The sequence below is a fragment of the Brevibacillus sp. SIMBA_040 genome, assembly GCF_046535075.1.
Taxonomy (GTDB): domain Bacteria; phylum Bacillota; class Bacilli; order Brevibacillales; family Brevibacillaceae; genus Brevibacillus.
Map to the genome: position 1 here is coordinate 1 of NZ_JAWRXI010000019.1, position 15690 is coordinate 15690.

Here is a 15690-nt window from a genome sequence, read left to right on the forward strand (position 1 = left end):
CTGTTTTTCTCAAGTATACAAAAAAGTACCCTATAGGTAGACTTTTTTAACGTGTCTACTCTATAGGGTACATTTTATATACGCGAGGCCTCTTTTTATTCAGAAGTGCTGCCGCCTCTTGGTCTCTGCACTCGGTTTCACCTGTTTTTGTCCAGTGTAAAAAGCGTTCGGACAGGAGTTCGGACAGGATGGATCGTTTGTCTGTCTCGTTCAGATCCAGGGCAAGTACTTGTCTCCTCATCTCTCCTAGAAAACGCGTGTACGCTTCGTACTCGGGACCAATCCATTGCTCCAGCTGTCGACGCAGCTTTTTGGACAAGCCTGGATTGTGACCTCCGGTAGAGATGGCGATTTGCAAATCTCCGCGCTCTACAACAGAGGGAACCGTGAAGCTGCACAAATCGGGCCGATCTACGATATTGATCCACTGATGTGGCAGGCAGGCGTCGTGAACAGCGAGATTAACTGCTGAGTCATTCGTCGCTGCGATGACGATAACAGCATCCTGTACGTCCGCAGGTTCAAAAGAACGGAGATGAACCACCGTTTTACCGCTATGGCACCACGTCAAAATCGTATCCGTAACAGAGGGACTGACCACTGTCACGTCATCGGCACCAGCAGCCAGAAGACTGCCGATTTTTCGCTCGGCGATCTGACCGCCGCCAACAACCAGACAACGCTTTTGTCGCAGCTGAACCATCATTGGATAGTATGGCATCGTGGGTCCCTCCTTTTCAGACAGGCTGGTCTACAAGCTAGCTGTTCGCGATTGACTCTGCACCGAGCGTTGCTTCGAACCAGTTTATTTTATCGCGCATTTTTACGACGTCACCGACCAAAATAATCGCAGGGTTGGAAATATGCGGATTCTCAGCAACCCGCTCCTCAATATCTGCTAACGTGCCCGTTACGGTTGTTTGATTCGGGAGCGTTCCCCATGCGATCACCGCTACAGGAGTCTGCGGATCACGCCCATGAAGCATAAGCTGTGTGCGAATGATCGGAAGATTTGCAACACCCATGTAAAATGCAACTGTATCAATTCCACCCGCAAGCGCGCGCCACTTATCAACCGCAAGCTCCGGCTTATCCTCACGCAAATGTCCGGTAACGACTGCAAAGGATGAGCCGTGATCACGGTGTGTCACCGGAATTCCGGCATAGGCAGAAGCCGCGATACCTGCTGTTACCCCTGGCACAAGCTCAAAGGAGATTCCTCGCTCTGCTAGATGCTCTGCCTCTTCCCCTGCGCGTCCGAATACGCACGGATCGCCACCTTTTAACCGTACGACGATGTTTCCTTCCAGCGCTTTTTCTGCCAACAGCTCATTGATGGATTCCTGTCTCATCGTATGATGATCAGGCAGCTTGCCGCAGTAGATGCGCTCAGCCGTTTTGGGAGCGTACTCCAGCAAAGCCGGGTTCGCAAGCCGATCATAAACGACGACATCTGCCTGCTGCAAGCATTCCATTCCTTTTACCGTAATCAGCTTGGGATCACCAGGGCCAGCACCAACGAGAAATACTTTTCCTACTTCTCTCATCGGTCACTTACTCCTGCGGATGTAAATGTCGCCATCTCTTTGATCATCCGGGTGGCTGCTTCGACAATCGGGAAAGCCACCGCTGCTCCGCTTCCCTCGCCCAAACGCAGATGCAGATCAAGCAGCGGCTTTTTGCCAAGTGCCTGGAGTACAAAGGCATGACCTGGCTCCTGCGAGCGATGCCCAGCGATCAAGTAATCGGAGACACCTGCATCGATTTTCACAGCCAAAAGAGCCGCTACCGTCGCGATAAAGCCATCCAGCAAGACGGGAACACGTCTGGATGCAGCACCCAGAATAGCACCTGCCATCGCTCCGATTTCCAGCCCTCCGACCTTTGCCAAAACGTCAAGCGGTCTGTCGGCATCAGGCTTGTGCAGAGCGAGTGCTTCTCTGACAACCGCCTTTTTGCGCTGCCAGCCAGCGTCGTCGAGTCCAGTCCCACGTCCGACAATCTCCTGTGGGTCTGCACCCGTCAAAGCAGCCAAAACGGCGCTCGATGCTGTCGTGTTGCCAATGCCTACCTCACCGACAATCAATACCTTTGCGCCTTCGCTGATGATGGCCTCCGCCATTTCGATTCCGACTGCCAGAGAGCGCTCGGCTTCTTCTGCTGACATCGCAGCTTCCCGTAGAAAATTGCCTGAGGCTGCACGAATTCGTTTGCTGTATACACCATGTGCTTCTACAGGAGCAAGCACTCCTACGTCCACAATCTTTTGGAGTGCACCAATCTGGCGGGCAAAAACGTTGATGCCAGCACCGCCATGAACCATGTTCAGGACCATTTGCGCTGTGACCTCCTGCGGATAGGCAGATACGCCCTCCACCGCAACACCGTGGTCAGCTGCAAAGACAAGAATCCCAGGTGGCGTCACTACGGGAAACGCCTGCCCCGTCATGCCAGCCAGCTCGATTGCCAGCTCCTCCAAGCGTCCCAAGCTGCCAAGCGGCTTGGTCAATTGATCCACATGCAATCTTGCCTGCTCTTTGGCCTCGTGGTCCACTGGTTCTATCGTTCTATGTTGTTTTTCCATGCTAGCCATCATATACGCACCTCTTTTTCCTGATAAGCCCTCATCTGCTCTTCGATAACATCCAATCTCACGTGGCTCCGAACGGTATCAGCCAAAAGGTCGTAGCCTTGCTCCCGAAGGGCAACGAAGGATGGTCGATCCTCGATTGGCGCAAGTCCCTTCTTCTCCCTGATTGTATTCAGCAAAAGGGTCCGGAGCCGATCATTATGAAACAAGCCGTGGAAGTAGGTTCCGATCAGTTGACTCTCTTCCTGACAATACCCTTCTGTTCGCTCCTCCATTTGAATAAACGGAGCATCATTTGTTTTATAAACGGATTGTCCCATGTGAATCTCGTAGCCTTCGACCGTTACGCTCTCGCCTGCAAAAACAGCTTCACCCCGGGACAAGACGGTTGTTTTCTTTTTCTCCATCGTCGTGATCATCGGGATCAATCCCAGACCATCGAGCTGCTTTATCGGAGACTCTACGCCCTCTGGATCGTGGATGGACTCACCCAGCATCTGATACCCGCCACACAAGCCGACAACATAGCTTCTGCCGCTTTGATGGAGCTTCTGGACCATCGCTGCGAGTCCGGTATCGCGTAAAAATTGCAGGTCCTCCAGCGTATTTTTACTTCCTGGCAGCACGATCAGATCAGGCTCCCCGAGCTCTTCTGCCCTCGTCACAAAGCGCATCCGACAATCTGGCTCCACAAAAAACGGGTCGACATCCGTAAAGTTGGAAATGCGCGGGTAGCGCAGCACAGCGATATCAATCTCTCGCGGTGTCTCTCGCTGTCCCTGATATTTGTGCAGGATCAGAGAATCCTCCGCGTCGATCCACAAATCGGGAATAAACGGTACCACGCCAAGCACAGGCTTGCCTGTATACTCCTCAAACCAGTCCAGACCTGGCTGCAAAAGTGTCACATCTCCGCGGAAACGGTTGATGATCACCCCGATGACTCGATCACGATCAGCTGGCTCCAGCAGCTGCAATGTTCCGACGAGACTGGCAAAAACGCCGCCACGCTCAATGTCCGCTACCAAAATGACGGGAGCATTGGTCAAGCGGGCGACGCGCATGTTGACCAGCTCACGGTCGTTCAGATTGATTTCAGCCGGACTGCCAGCTCCTTCAATCACGATCCGCTCATAGGAGGCAGACAGTCTTTGGTACGATTCCTCGATAATGCGAAGCCCCTCGTCAAAAAATTCCTGACGGTAAGCAAAGGCTTTCATATTTTTGTATGGCTCGCCGTTCACCACAATTTGCGATTCGGAGTCGCGGGTCGGCTTGATCAGAATCGGATTCATGTCTGTCGTGGCAAGAACCCCCGCTGCTTCAGCCTGAACACCCTGTGCTCGCCCGATTTCTTTTCCGTCCAAGGTCACGTATGAGTTCAAGGCCATGTTTTGCGATTTGAACGGAGCCGTCTTGTAGCCATCCTGGGCAAAAATGCGGCACAGGGCTGTCGCGATTGCACTTTTTCCTGCATCCGAGCTCGTGCCCTGAATCATCAGCGGGAGGCTTTTATGCACGCGCCCCCACCTCCACGCAGCGATTCAGCCACCTTTTTACCAGCTCTGGATTCGAGCCAAAATGCAGGTGTGTATAGCCTGCGACCAAATTCCCTTCGGCGTACCCTTCCGGCTTGGTTCCCCGCAGTCCTTTCGTCTCGTAGGCGTGAGGCAGCTCTGCTTCTGTCGAATAGGTGGAATAGTGGAACTCATGACCTTTTGCCTGTTCTTCTGTACCGATCAGGAAGTTGCCCTCTTTTCCACGTACCTCGCGATAGCCAAGTGCTGCCAGCTTCTTTTGCATCGTGACTTGACCTGGAATCAGGCCGACCATCGGATAACGCTCCCCGTCTGTCGTCACAATCGCTTCCGTCAAGAACATATACCCGCCACACTCGGCAAGCGTCGGTAGACCTTTCTCGATGGCTGTGCGCACCGAATTCAGGACCTCTTCGCTTTGCGAAAGCTGGGCAGCAAACTCCTCAGGAAATCCGCCCCCGATGTACAGTCCGTCTGCATGAGCAGGCACGCCTTCCCCAGCAAGCGGCGAGAAAAAGGCCAGCTTGGCACCGTAAGCCTCCAGCAGCTCCAGATTTTCCGGATAGTAAAAATGGAACGCAGGGTCTTTGGCTACCGCAATCGTTACGGCAGCAGTGGCTTCTTTTGGAGCAAACAGCTTCGGCTCGGCTTGCAGTGGCTTTGCTTTGGCAAGCTCCCAGATCAGCTCTACGTCTACGCTCTCCGCAATCAAATCAGCTAGTTTGTCAAAAAGCGGTGTCAGCTCGCCACGCTCGACGGATGGGACCAGACCGAGATGGCGCTCGGGAATTTCGAGTTCATTTTCCCGCTTCAGATAGCCTACGACAGGTATCCCGCACTCCTGCTCGATGGCTGCCTTGATGATTTTAAAATGTCCGTCGCTGCCGAGCTTGTTCGCGATGACTCCCACGATTCTCGCTTGCGGATTGAGCAGCTGAAAGCCTTTGACAATCGCTGCTGCACTACGCGCCATGCTTTGGCAATTGACTACGAGCAATACAGGAGACTCTGTCAAAATGCTGATTTCGGCAGTGCTTCCTTTGTCGCTGGTCGCTTCCTTGCCATCGTACATGCCCATGACACCCTCGATGATAGAAATGTCCGCTCCGGCACTGCCACGAACGAATATTTCCCGTACGATGTCGTGAGAAAGCATAAAGCTGTCCAGATTGCGGGATGCTCTGCCCGTCACTGCCGTATGGTACGTAGGGTCGATGTAGTCTGGACCGCATTTGAATCCTTGTACGGTATGACCTTTTCGCTTCAAAGCAGCCATCAGACCAATGGTGACAGTCGTTTTGCCTGCTCCACTGCCTGTTCCGGCGATAACGATACGGCGACTGTCAGTCATGAGCGTCCCTCCTCGTGATAAGGCATCAGCCCCACAGAAATCGTGGCATTGCCCGATTTTTTCTTGGTCAGAACCAGCTCGCTTACTCCCGCATACAGCTTGGCTGCCGGCTCACTTACTCCGTACGCTCCCGTAAATTTAAATACCGTGTCTGACGGGTCGCTGATTTCCACCTGATTCAATTGCTCAGGAGAATAGTACACAAACGGCCAGCCGTACTTTTCACAAACGGCAATCAGGCCCTCTTCGTTTTTTTTCAGCTCGATCGTTGCAAGTGCCTTGACGCTTTTGATCGAGAATTGCAGCTCATCCAGTGTTTCCTTGATAACAGCCTCGATTTCGTCTGCGGATGTTCCGCGATTGCAGCCCATGCCGAGCACGATAACCTTCGGGCGATACAGGACGCCGTTGTCCAAAATCGTCTGTTCCTCAGGAGTAAGCAACCGATGGGAAACGACGAGAGCTGCCTTTGGCGAAGCAGCCTGCGCTGCCGCGATAGACGGGTACTCCTTGATCGACGGCGGCATCGGTGTATCATGCATCCACCAATCACGTTCGCCTGATTCGTTCACGACGGCTACTTGCTCTTCATTTACAACGGAAGCACTCACAGGGGTCAGCTTTTCATCGGAATCCCATTCCCAGCCAAAGCGGCGTCCGAACAGATCGACAGGGATTGTTTTTTGCACATCGGATGCCGTCGTAATGATCGCACGTGCGCCCATGACAGCTGCCACTTCATGAGTCAGCTCGTTCGCCCCGCCCAAATGGCCGGAGAGTACACTGATGACATTCTCTCCGCGATCATCAACAACGACAACTCCCGGATCTTTCTTTTTATCCTCGAGCAACGGAGCGATCATCCGCACAACCGCCCCGAGAGAAATAATGATAATGAGCCCCTTGTACGCTGGCCAAAGGGCAGGAAACAGCATCCGCACACTGTTGGAAAAAAGCTGAATGCCTCGCGCTTCCTCGTCGCCACGAGCAAACTTGCTCATGTAGTACAGATCCGTCCCCGGAAACTTTTGATTCAGATCGCGAGCCATTTCTACGCCGTGCTTTGTAATCGCGACGATGGCATAATCTCCCGTTTGCTGAATCGCAGGGATTTCGCCTTCTTTCAGCTCGATGATCATACCTCTTTCACACCTTTTCTGTAGCCGTGTGTGAAGGTTTTGTCATACAGCTTGGAACGGTACTGCTCGCTCTTTTCGTGAATATCCGGGTCGAGCGCCCAGCCTGCCAAAATCATCGCGTGCTTGCGGATGCCGTTTTTGCCCATGTCTTCGTCCAAATTTTTCAGCGTCGTACGGACGATCAATTGATCCGGCCAGCTCGCTCTTTGCACAACAGCTACTGGCGTATCCTCGCTCCAGCCTGCTTCGACCAGCTCGCGCACAACCTTTTTGGTCAAGGTCGCACTGAGGTACAAAGCGAGTGTGCAATGATGCTCAGCCAGCGCACGCAGCTTTTCCCGCTCTGGCACTGGTGTGCGTCCTTCAGCACGAGTAAGGATCAGTGTCTGCGTCAGCTCTGGAATTGTCAGCTCAGCGCCGACTGCCGCTGCTGCTGCAAACACGGAGCTGACACCTGGCACGATCTCAACCTCGATGCCTTCTGCTTTGAGCAGTGCGATTTGCTCCATGATCGCTCCGTAAACAGACGGATCACCGGTATGCAAGCGAACAACGGTCTTACCGCTGCTGATTCTGTCTACCATCAGCTCTACCATTTCTTCTAGTGCCATACCGGAGCTGTGCAGTACCTCCGCGTCAGGATTGCAGAGCGCCACTAGCTCTTCATTTACGAGTGAATCGGTATACAAAATCACGTCCGCCTTTTGCAAAAGCTTCAAGCCTTTTACGGTAATCAAATCCGGGTCTCCAGGACCTGCTCCTACTATGTACAGTTTCATTATTTTTTCACCACCATCAGTGTAAGATAGCTAAGCTCTGCGCGCTCCAGCTCCCGCATGTCCGTCCAAACCATTTCCTCTGCGGACGTAACCTTGGTTGCCACAGCCGCTTTTTCTGCCAGACCCATTTCTTTCAGCAATCCGATGATCATCGGCAGAACCTTTGCTACCTTGAGGAAAACGATTGTATCGTGATTCTCAATCGCTTTGCGCATCGCTTCCTTGTCTTCTGTGGCCGGAATGATTCCGATCTGTTCATCCCCGTCTGCAAGTGGAAGATTGAAGCGGGATGCCGCTCCCAGGAAGGAGGAAACACCAGGGACCGTCACAACAGGTACCTCTGGATGCTCTTCATGCATAACACGCATCATGTGGATGAACGTGCTGTAAAACATCGGGTCGCCCTCGGTTACAAAAGCGACATCCTTGCCCTCAGATAGACGCTCCCAGACGATCTCGACGGTTTTATTCCATTCGCGTTCCAAAATTTCTTTGTCACGCGTCATCGGAAATACCAGTCCAAGCATTTCCTTGTCACCTGGCTGAACATACAGCTCCGCGATTTGGTGCGCGTAGCTTTTGCTACCCATCCGTTTTTTCGGGTACGCGATGACAGGCGATTGCTGCAACAGGCGAAATGCCTTGACGGTAATCAATTCAGGATCGCCAGGACCTACTCCTAGTCCGTACAGTGTTCCGATCTTGCTCACTTGCTGTCTCCTCCTTGTTCTTCCTCCTGCTTGGCCCAGGCGGTGATGATATAGATCGGGTTGAGTGCCTCAAACCTCGTCAAAGATAAAATCGGCTTGCTGCGCGATAGCTGCGCCAGTGTCACCGATGTCTCGAAGCCTTCTGCTGCAAAGGCTTGTGTCGCTTCATACAACGTCTCGATCGTAGCTGCATTGACGACGATTCTTCCGCCAGGACGAAGTCTCGTGCAGCAAATATTCAACAGCTCACGCAGCTCTCCGCCACTGCCACCGATAAAGACGGCATCCGGGTCCGGAAATTCGTCCAAGCCCTTTGGTGCGCGCGCATTTACTACGGTCAAATCAGTACGGAACTTTGCCATGTTCTGACGGCAGTTTTCCAGATCATCTGCGTTTTTCTCGACGCCGTATACTGCGCCTTCCCGTGCAATACGCGCTGCTTCGATCGCGACTGAGCCTGTGCAGGTGCCGATGTCCCACACGGTGCTTTTGGCGTGCAATTGCAGCTGAGCGATGCTGAGGATGCGCACTTCTTTTTTCGTAATCAGGCCCTTGTCTGGCTTGCGCTGGGAAAACTCCTCGTCCGCAATTCCGAATGGCCATACCGGGCTTGGACGACGCTTTTTCAAGATCACGACGTTCAGATCAGAAAATATGCTGTCCGCCATTTCCTCAAGCGAATACCAGCCTGTTTTCTCCTCTGCACTCCCCAGATTTTCAGCTACGAACGCGTCGTATTCGGTCATCTGAAAAGAAAGCAGGTAACGGGCAATCGCAGACGGCGAGTTTTCCAGATCAGTCAGCAGCGCGATTTTGTCTTTGCCGTCGATTCGCTGTGCCAGACCTTTGATGCTGCGTCCATGTACACTTGCGAGTGTAGCATCCTGCCATGCTTCGCCCATTTTGGCAAAAGTGAGCTGGATGGAGCTAAGGTGCGGATAGATCTCTACGTTCAGCTTCTTGGCCAAAAGGCTGCCGATCCCGTAAAAGAGAGGATCACCAGAAGCCAGGATGACCGTCTTGCGCGTCTCCGTACGCAGCTCCTCTACCATTGCTGTGAGCCCTCCCTTTAGCACACGTTTTTCACCTGTATGCTCCGGGAAAAAGGCGAGGTGCCGCTCTCCTCCGACCAACAGTTCACACTCTTCTATCCATGTCCGGTACAACGGCAGCAGACTCGCTTGTCCGTCATCCCCGATCCCGATCACTTTCATTGTCTGTGTCATCGATCGTCACCCTTCCCAACAGGGACCCTTTCATTGTAATGATGATGGTTTCGACCGCGATGCCGCCGCCAACCTCTCTCAGTGCCGCACGACAGCAATTGGCGCACATGATCTCAAAAAAGGCTGGGGTATCCGCCATCAGATCGCCTACCTGCGAGGCTGTATTGGCTCCCAGTATCTCATCGATGGTCTCCTGCGGCGCTCCAGCATCTCTCGCCATCTGGGCGAGGAATCCGAAGTCAACAGGCGCACTTTTGGAGTGAACCATCATCACGCCCTGCGCCACCTTGGAGAATTTGCCCATCATCCCGACCAGTGTGACCTTTTTCATCTGCTTTCGTTTGCATTGTGTAAGCGAAAAACCGACGAAATCACCCATCTCCACAAAAGCTTCTTCAGTCAGCTCCGGGTAGGTCGCAATCCCGAACGATTCGCTCTTGCCGCCCGTCGAAAGCACAATATGATCACAACCTGCTTCCTTGGCGACATTTACTGCTTGCGCCACGCTCGCTTTGTAAGCAGAAGTGGAAAACGGCACCACGATTCCGCGCGTCCCCAAAATGGAGATGCCTCCGAGTATGCCGAGTCGTCCATTTAATGTTTTTTTGGCTATTTCCTCGCCCGACGGTACAGAAATAACGATTTTGATTCCGCGCTCGATTTCATACTCATCGAGAACTGCCTGAGCGGTTTCACGTATCATCTTGCGCGGGACAGGATTAATTGCCGCCTCCCCGATGGAAACGGGCAACCCTGGTTTGGTCACCCGTCCTACGCCGATTCCACCATCGAGTATGATTCCAGGCTCGTCCGACCATTCCACCGTGCTCAAAATCAAAGCACCGTGCGTCGCATCCGGGTCGTCTCCACCATCCTTGATCGTCCCCGTTGTAGCCTTTTCTGGCGTGAATTCGCAGTTTTCCATCTGGAAGGTGACGTACTCGCCAATCGGCAAACGAATTGTGGCTTCACTTTGCTGCTCCTGTGTAATCAGCGCTATCAAAGCAGCCTTGGTCGTCGCCGTTGCACATGATCCCGTCGTATAACCATGGCGGAGGGGTTTTGCCTCTTTTTCGTCCGTTGCTGCTTTGGCCGCCATATCGTTATCCCAACTTCTCCGCCATGATGGAAATCGCATTCAGTGCCGCTACAGTTACCGGGCTTCCGCCTTTGCGCCCGATGTTTGTGATGAATGGAATGTCCAGCTTCGCCAGCTCTTCCTTGGATTCTGCAGCGGATACGAAACCAACAGGCATCCCGATAACCAGACCTGGCTTCGCTTCGCCTTCTTTTACCATGCGAATCAGCTCCAGGAGGGCAGTAGGCGCATTCCCGATGCAAAAGATACCGCCGTCTGCTTCCTTGATCGCTTTGCGCATCGAAATGATCGCGCGCGTCGTATTCAGACGTTTTGCTTCCTCCATTACATCGCGGTCAGAGATGTATACTTTTACCTCTCCGCCGAACTTTTCGATTCGGTTTTTGCTGATTCCGACTTGTACCATTTGCACGTCCGCTACGACGATTTTCCCGCTGCGAATCGCTTCAATCCCTGATTTCACCGCATCCGGGTGGAAAACGAGGCTGCGTCCCAAATCGAAGTCAGCCGAAGCGTGGATCACGCGCTGAACAACCGGATATTGTTCTTCTGTAAAAGGATGCTCGCCTAGCTCATCTGTAATGATTTGAAAGCTCATTTCCTCGATCTCTTGTGGTTGTACAGTCATTGGTTTGAAATCCGTTTTGAAATCCATGGTTTAGTTCCTCCAGTCGTTTTTACGTACCTGATTCCTCTGATTTATTTAACGGCTTCTTTTAGTTGGTTCAGTACACTTTCGTAATCGGAGTACTTGGTTCCGTAATCGATCTTCGGACGGCCGATAACGATTGTTTCGATGCCCATTTCCAGTGCCGCTTCTACTTTTTCATCAAAAGCGCCTACTTTTCCACTCTCTTTGGTGATCATAAGTGTCACCCCATAATGATCGTAGAGCGCTTTGTTTAATTCCTTGGAGAAAGGCCCCTGCATTGCAACGATGTTTTTCTGCTCCAGGCCTAGCTCCTCGCATTTTTCCATATTATCTAGTCGTGGCAGCATCCGCGCTACCAGTGTCGTTTCAGGCAGGCTCAGCAGGCGATCCGTAAAGGTTTTCAAAGTCTTGCTGCCAGTCGTCAGCATAATGACGCCCCGTTTGTCAGCGGCAAGCTCAGCTGCCTGCGCATAATCCTCGACGACAATCAGCTTTTCACTGCCGGGTGAAGACAAGCTTTCCCGTTCATAGCGAATGTATGGGACGCCAGCACCCTTGGCACCTGCCATCGCGTTTTTGGAGGCTTCCTCAGCGAAGGGATGGCTGGCATCTACCACGCATTGCACGCTTTTCTCGACAATCAATTGCTGGATATCGTCGGCAGTCAAGCGTCCTACCTGAACAGGAACGCCTGCCTCCTCCATGCTTTTGGCAGCATTGTCAGTCACGACCGTTGTCAACAGATCGTATCCGCTGCCTTTGATCAAAAGGGCCAACTCGCGTGCATCGCTCGTCCCAGCCAGTACCAGAATCATCCTAACGTCCCTCCTACTTGGTTACGTGGTCATGCTTGTGGTCGTGCTTGTGGTCGTGGTCATGGTCGTGGTCGTGATCATGGTCGTGATCATGATCGTGGTGATGGTGGTGCCCATGATGATTGTGGTGGTGATGTCCATGCCCATCCTCATCGTCGTGGTGATGGTGATGGTCGATATGCTCCATCGCCGCCAGTCTGTACTGACAGGTGTCGCAGTTGAGCTTCACTTCGCCATGCAGAGCTTCCTCGACACGATCCTTGAGCACTTCTTTTAGTAACGGATGGAACCCGAAATACTCAGCCATCTCAAACTGTGCATCTGGGTATTGCTCACGGAATTTTTCGAGCTGATCGCTCATTCGTTTGATCAATACGCCCGTAAACAGGAAATACGGCAGCAGCACGATGCGTTTTGCCCCCAGTTTTAGGCAGCGCTCGACTCCCTCATCATAGAGCGGATAGGTCACACCCATGAATGCCGTCTCGACCCATTTTGCCTTGTAGCGCTCCCAGAACAGTCGGGACATTTTGTAAATATCGCTGTTGGCGTCTGCGTCACTGCTTCCGCGTCCGATCACGAGCACAGCCAGATCCTCATGCTCCTCACCGGAAGCAAAGCCCGCTTCCTCCATACGCGTCGTCAAAATGTTGATCACTTCATCATGAATGCCAATCGGGCGTCCATAGATGAACTGCACATGCGGGTGAAGCTCCTTGGCCTCGTCAATCGCCGCCGGGATGTGAATTTTGGCATGACCTGCAGAGAACAGGATGATCGGAATAACAGCTACGCGTGTCGCTCCACGCGCTACACATGTATGGAGGCCCGACAGCATGTCAGGACGTGCGAATTCCAAAAAGCATGTTTCGATAATCGGAACATCCAGCTCAGGTGCGAGCGAGTTTACAAACTGGCGAATCTCTTCATTGCCCTCTGGGTCCTTGCTCCCGTGACCTACGAATAATACTGCGTCCATGGTAGTTCCTCCTCATCTTCTTATCAGTTATGAATTGCTGGATTGAACCTAGTCTCCGCAAGCCGCGTTCTCGATTTCTTCTTTGGCAGGCTCGCGCCATTTGTAGCCTTCGATTACACCCACGCGTTGGAAAAACTTGTGGAATCGCTCATTTGGAAATGCCTCTTTTTTGAACCTTGCAACGATTCGCTCGACGAGAGGCACGATTTCTTCTTTTGAAATTCCTTCGGCTACTTGAAGACCTGAGTGAGCATTGCGCCCTACCGTTTTGGCACCGAGGAACAGGTCAAACTTGCCTTTGCGGAACACGATCCCGATATCCTCTTGTACGGCTCTGTAGCATGCCATCCCGCATCCGTTAAAGCCGATTTTCACTTCCTTCGGCATTTCCTTGCCGCCCAGCTTTTGTGCCAGCTCCTCCGCATACGGGATACTGTCTTTTTTCTCCCCGTCGCAGAAGTCGCACGCCTTCACCTGCAAAACATCCCCGATCGGACTTAAAATAAGTCCCAGCTCGCGCAGTCTTCCGGTCACACTCTCGGGGTTGGACGTAGGAACACGCAAAATCATCTGGTGATGAGGGGTGTATTCGATCTCTCCTCTTTCACCTGCCACTTCTGCGATTGCCATCATCTGCTGCGGCGTGATCTTTTTGTTTGCCACACCAGGACTTATTGCAACTTCAAAAATCATTTCCGGTTGAAACGAGGACACAGGACGACTTGCTGTTTTCGCAGCTGGCTCTGTAGCAATTCCTTTGGCTGCGTTGATCGCCGTGAGTGCTTGCATCGCCCAGTCAAATGGGGCTGGCTGTGCTTTTGGAACCGCTGATTCCTCGTTTACAGCCGGTGGCGCTTCCAAAACAGCTGTTCCTGTCGCTGTGCTTGTCGGTACCACTTTTACTGGTTCTGCATCGACCATCACGGGTCTATCCTTTGCAGGGGTAGCAGGAGTAGCTGGTGTGGACGCGAGCGTATCATTTGCTGCTTCCAGTGACCAAGGTTCATTCTCCACCCGCAAGCGCTGATGCGGCTTCAGTGGCTGCTCATCTGCTGATAGCGTATATTTGCGCTGATATCCGCGCGGGGTAATCATTTTGCCATCGTATACAAACGTGGACGTATTCCCGATGATTACGGTCGTCAGCATGCCGATATCATGCTCCAGCATTTGGGCGAGTGTGGTAATAACGACGTGCTCACGCTCCCGATACGCACTTTTGACGATACCGACTGGAGTATCTGGCGAACGATACTGAAGCAGGATTCGCTGCGCTTCCACGATCTGGCGTGTCCGTCGTCCACTGCGCGGGTTGTACAGGGCGATCACAAAATCAGCCATCCCTGCTGCGTCAATCCGCCGCTCAATCAGCTCCCACGGAGTCAAGTGGTCACTCAGACTGATCGTGCAGGCATCGTGCATGATCGGTGCCCCGAGAATCGCACCACAGGAGTTGATCGCGGATATCCCCGGCACGATTTCAATCGGTACGCCTGTCGCCTCAGTCCAGCCCTTTTCTACGAGCACCTCATAGACCAGACCTGCCATCCCGTACACACCTGCATCTCCACTGGAGATAACGGCTACCTTTTTGCCTTCTTCTTCTGCTTGACGCACCGCTTCGCGCGCACGCGTCACTTCTTCGGTCATCCCTGTACTTACAATTTCCTGATCTGTCAACAGCCCGCGGATCAAGTCCACATACGTCGAGTAGCCAATGATTACATCACTTTCCTGAATCGCTTCCCGAGCCCGTTTGGTGATATGCTCAAAGCTCCCCGGGCCAAATCCGATCACAAACAATTTGCCGCTCATAAGGTCCTCCCCCTTTTGCTCACACGCTATCTAACACTGCTGTAATGGCTATACATACAACCAGACAAAGCAACGAAACGAAATACATCATATGAACCGTCGACTTGATATCCTGCGCTCCAAGTGGTCTGTGCGCATCGCCCAGCTTCGCCCGATTCGACGGCACTCCCTGGTAGTAATTCAGCCCACCTAGCTGGACGCCCAAAGCACCTGCTACACCCGCTTCAGGCAAGCCACTGTTGGGACTGGGGTGAAGATGGGCATCGCGTCTCATCATCGCCCAGCTCTGCTTCCAGTCCAGCCGCATCAACAAGCTTGCAACAATCAATAAACCTGCTGTCAGTCGTGCTGGTATGTAGTTCAATACATCATCAAAGCGGGCAGATGCCCAGCCGAGATTTTTATATTTTTCATTTTTATAGCCGACCATCGAATCCAGCGTATTCGCGGCTCGGTAAGCCATCGCCAATGGAGCACCACCGATCGCGGCAAAAAATAATGGGGAGACAATCGCATCCACAATATTTTCCGCTACAGTTTCTACAGCTCCACGGCAAATTTGCGGTTCATCCAGCTGCTCGGTATCCCTGCCCACGACCATGGATAGCGAGTGTCTTGCCGCCACCATATCGCCAGTGAGCAGATGACGGGCGATCTCCATACCCGCATCGGCGAGTCCTTTGGTCGCAATGGTCGTGGACAATAGCCACGCTGCCAGCGCCCACGAGAGCAGCGGATGCACGAATGAGGCACCCCATAAAAGGAGCCACACCGTAATGTAGCTGCCTGAAACGATCAGGAGCGGGAACAGTACGCCCGCTACTTTCAGATGTGACTCTCGCTTGACGCCTGCCCGAATGACACGCTCCAGCCGCGTAATCCACCAGCCCATAATAACGACGGGATGGGGCAAGCTCCGCGGATCGCCCACTACCCTGTCAATCAGGTAGGCAGCACAGAGTATCCAAATTTCAGTCATGTTGTCCCTCTCTCACTT

At 52.8% G+C, this 15690-nt stretch carries 15 protein-coding genes; all 15 read right to left on the reverse strand.

Annotation, left to right across the window (positions count from 1 at the left end; genetic code table 11):
• Positions 1-55 precede the first annotated feature (55 nt).
• The 15 genes from SB752_RS25275 to cbiB are packed head-to-tail and all read right to left on the reverse strand — an operon-like array spanning position 56 to position 15672.
• A complete protein-coding gene (locus SB752_RS25275) occupies positions 56-721 on the reverse strand; it encodes a precorrin-2 dehydrogenase/sirohydrochlorin ferrochelatase family protein (RefSeq protein WP_410718255.1) in 666 nt (221 codons plus the stop codon).
• Between the two features lie 37 nt (positions 722-758).
• Positions 759-1547 carry a uroporphyrinogen-III C-methyltransferase gene (gene cobA / locus SB752_RS25280; protein WP_410718256.1) on the reverse strand — a complete coding sequence of 263 codons (789 nt, stop codon included), beginning with the start codon at positions 1545-1547 and terminating at the stop codon, positions 759-761.
• A complete protein-coding gene (gene cobT / locus SB752_RS25285) occupies positions 1544-2596 on the reverse strand; it encodes a nicotinate-nucleotide--dimethylbenzimidazole phosphoribosyltransferase (RefSeq protein WP_410718257.1) in 1053 nt (350 codons plus the stop codon). Before cobT ends, cobA begins: the two co-directional genes overlap by 4 nt.
• Positions 2593-4110, reverse strand: a complete 1518-nt coding sequence (locus tag SB752_RS25290; protein WP_410718258.1) for a cobyric acid synthase — start codon at positions 4108-4110, stop codon at positions 2593-2595. The genes cobT and SB752_RS25290 overlap by 4 nt, the downstream gene beginning before the upstream one ends.
• Positions 4103-5479 (reverse strand): cobyrinic acid a,c-diamide synthase CobB, encoded by a 1377-nt coding sequence (locus SB752_RS25295; RefSeq protein ID WP_410718259.1) that lies wholly within the window; start codon positions 5477-5479, stop codon positions 4103-4105. Before SB752_RS25295 ends, SB752_RS25290 begins: the two co-directional genes overlap by 8 nt.
• Positions 5476-6618, reverse strand: coding sequence for a cobalt-precorrin 5A hydrolase (locus tag SB752_RS25300; RefSeq protein ID WP_410718260.1), 1143 nt, complete (start codon positions 6616-6618; stop codon positions 5476-5478). The genes SB752_RS25295 and SB752_RS25300 overlap by 4 nt, the downstream gene beginning before the upstream one ends.
• Positions 6615-7397 carry a precorrin-4 C(11)-methyltransferase gene (gene cobM, locus SB752_RS25305; RefSeq protein ID WP_410718261.1) on the reverse strand — a complete coding sequence of 261 codons (783 nt, stop codon included), beginning with the start codon at positions 7395-7397 and terminating at the stop codon, positions 6615-6617. Before cobM ends, SB752_RS25300 begins: the two co-directional genes overlap by 4 nt.
• Entirely contained in the window at positions 7397-8107 is a 711-nt protein-coding gene (gene cobI, locus SB752_RS25310; RefSeq protein WP_410718262.1) for a precorrin-2 C(20)-methyltransferase, read from the reverse strand. The genes cobM and cobI overlap by 1 nt, the downstream gene beginning before the upstream one ends.
• Complete coding sequence (gene cbiE / locus SB752_RS25315) at positions 8104-9333, reverse strand: precorrin-6y C5,15-methyltransferase (decarboxylating) subunit CbiE (RefSeq protein WP_410718263.1); 1230 nt, start codon at positions 9331-9333, stop codon at positions 8104-8106. Before cbiE ends, cobI begins: the two co-directional genes overlap by 4 nt.
• Entirely contained in the window at positions 9296-10432 is a 1137-nt protein-coding gene (locus SB752_RS25320; protein WP_410718264.1) for a cobalt-precorrin-5B (C(1))-methyltransferase, read from the reverse strand. The genes cbiE and SB752_RS25320 overlap by 38 nt, the downstream gene beginning before the upstream one ends.
• A gap of 4 nt (positions 10433-10436) precedes the next feature.
• Positions 10437-11087: a precorrin-8X methylmutase gene (locus SB752_RS25325; RefSeq protein ID WP_049737252.1), complete on the reverse strand. Its 651-nt coding sequence runs from the start codon at positions 11085-11087 to the stop codon at positions 10437-10439.
• Between the two features lie 44 nt (positions 11088-11131).
• The gene (cobK, locus tag SB752_RS25330; RefSeq protein ID WP_410718265.1) at positions 11132-11899 is read right to left on the reverse strand and encodes a precorrin-6A reductase; all 768 of its coding nucleotides are present in this window, start codon (positions 11897-11899) and stop codon (positions 11132-11134) included.
• Between the two features lie 13 nt (positions 11900-11912).
• Positions 11913-12878, reverse strand: coding sequence for a sirohydrochlorin chelatase (locus SB752_RS25335; RefSeq protein WP_410718266.1), 966 nt, complete (start codon positions 12876-12878; stop codon positions 11913-11915).
• Positions 12879-12926: 48 nt separating this feature from the next.
• The gene (gene cobJ, locus SB752_RS25340; protein ID WP_410718267.1) at positions 12927-14693 is read right to left on the reverse strand and encodes a precorrin-3B C(17)-methyltransferase; all 1767 of its coding nucleotides are present in this window, start codon (positions 14691-14693) and stop codon (positions 12927-12929) included.
• Positions 14694-14712: 19 nt separating this feature from the next.
• Positions 14713-15672, reverse strand: coding sequence for an adenosylcobinamide-phosphate synthase CbiB (gene cbiB / locus SB752_RS25345; protein ID WP_410718268.1), 960 nt, complete (start codon positions 15670-15672; stop codon positions 14713-14715).
• Positions 15673-15690: the final 18 nt, after the last annotated feature.

What these genes read in the sequence shown, in the direction of transcription:
- SB752_RS25275 (WP_410718255.1), bottom strand. Translation starts at nt 721, where the DNA reads ATGCCATACTATCCAATGATGGTTCAGCTGCGACAAAAGCGTTGTCTG.
- cobA (WP_410718256.1), bottom strand. Translation starts at nt 1,547, where the DNA reads ATGAGAGAAGTAGGAAAAGTATTTCTCGTTGGTGCTGGCCCTGGTGAT.
- cobT (WP_410718257.1), bottom strand. Translation starts at nt 2,596, where the DNA reads ATGATGGCTAGCATGGAAAAACAACATAGAACGATAGAACCAGTGGAC.
- SB752_RS25295 (WP_410718259.1), bottom strand. Translation starts at nt 5,479, where the DNA reads ATGACTGACAGTCGCCGTATCGTTATCGCCGGAACAGGCAGTGGAGCA.
- SB752_RS25300 (WP_410718260.1), bottom strand. Translation starts at nt 6,618, where the DNA reads ATGATCATCGAGCTGAAAGAAGGCGAAATCCCTGCGATTCAGCAAACG.
- cobM (WP_410718261.1), bottom strand. Translation starts at nt 7,397, where the DNA reads ATGAAACTGTACATAGTAGGAGCAGGTCCTGGAGACCCGGATTTGATT.
- cbiE (WP_410718263.1), bottom strand. Translation starts at nt 9,333, where the DNA reads ATGACACAGACAATGAAAGTGATCGGGATCGGGGATGACGGACAAGCG.
- SB752_RS25320 (WP_410718264.1), bottom strand. Translation starts at nt 10,432, where the DNA reads ATGGCGGCCAAAGCAGCAACGGACGAAAAAGAGGCAAAACCCCTCCGC.
- SB752_RS25325 (WP_049737252.1), bottom strand. Translation starts at nt 11,087, where the DNA reads ATGGATTTCAAAACGGATTTCAAACCAATGACTGTACAACCACAAGAG.
- cobK (WP_410718265.1), bottom strand. Translation starts at nt 11,899, where the DNA reads ATGATTCTGGTACTGGCTGGGACGAGCGATGCACGCGAGTTGGCCCTT.
- SB752_RS25335 (WP_410718266.1), bottom strand. Translation starts at nt 12,878, where the DNA reads ATGGACGCAGTATTATTCGTAGGTCACGGGAGCAAGGACCCAGAGGGC.
- cobJ (WP_410718267.1), bottom strand. Translation starts at nt 14,693, where the DNA reads ATGAGCGGCAAATTGTTTGTGATCGGATTTGGCCCGGGGAGCTTTGAG.
- cbiB (WP_410718268.1), bottom strand. Translation starts at nt 15,672, where the DNA reads ATGACTGAAATTTGGATACTCTGTGCTGCCTACCTGATTGACAGGGTA.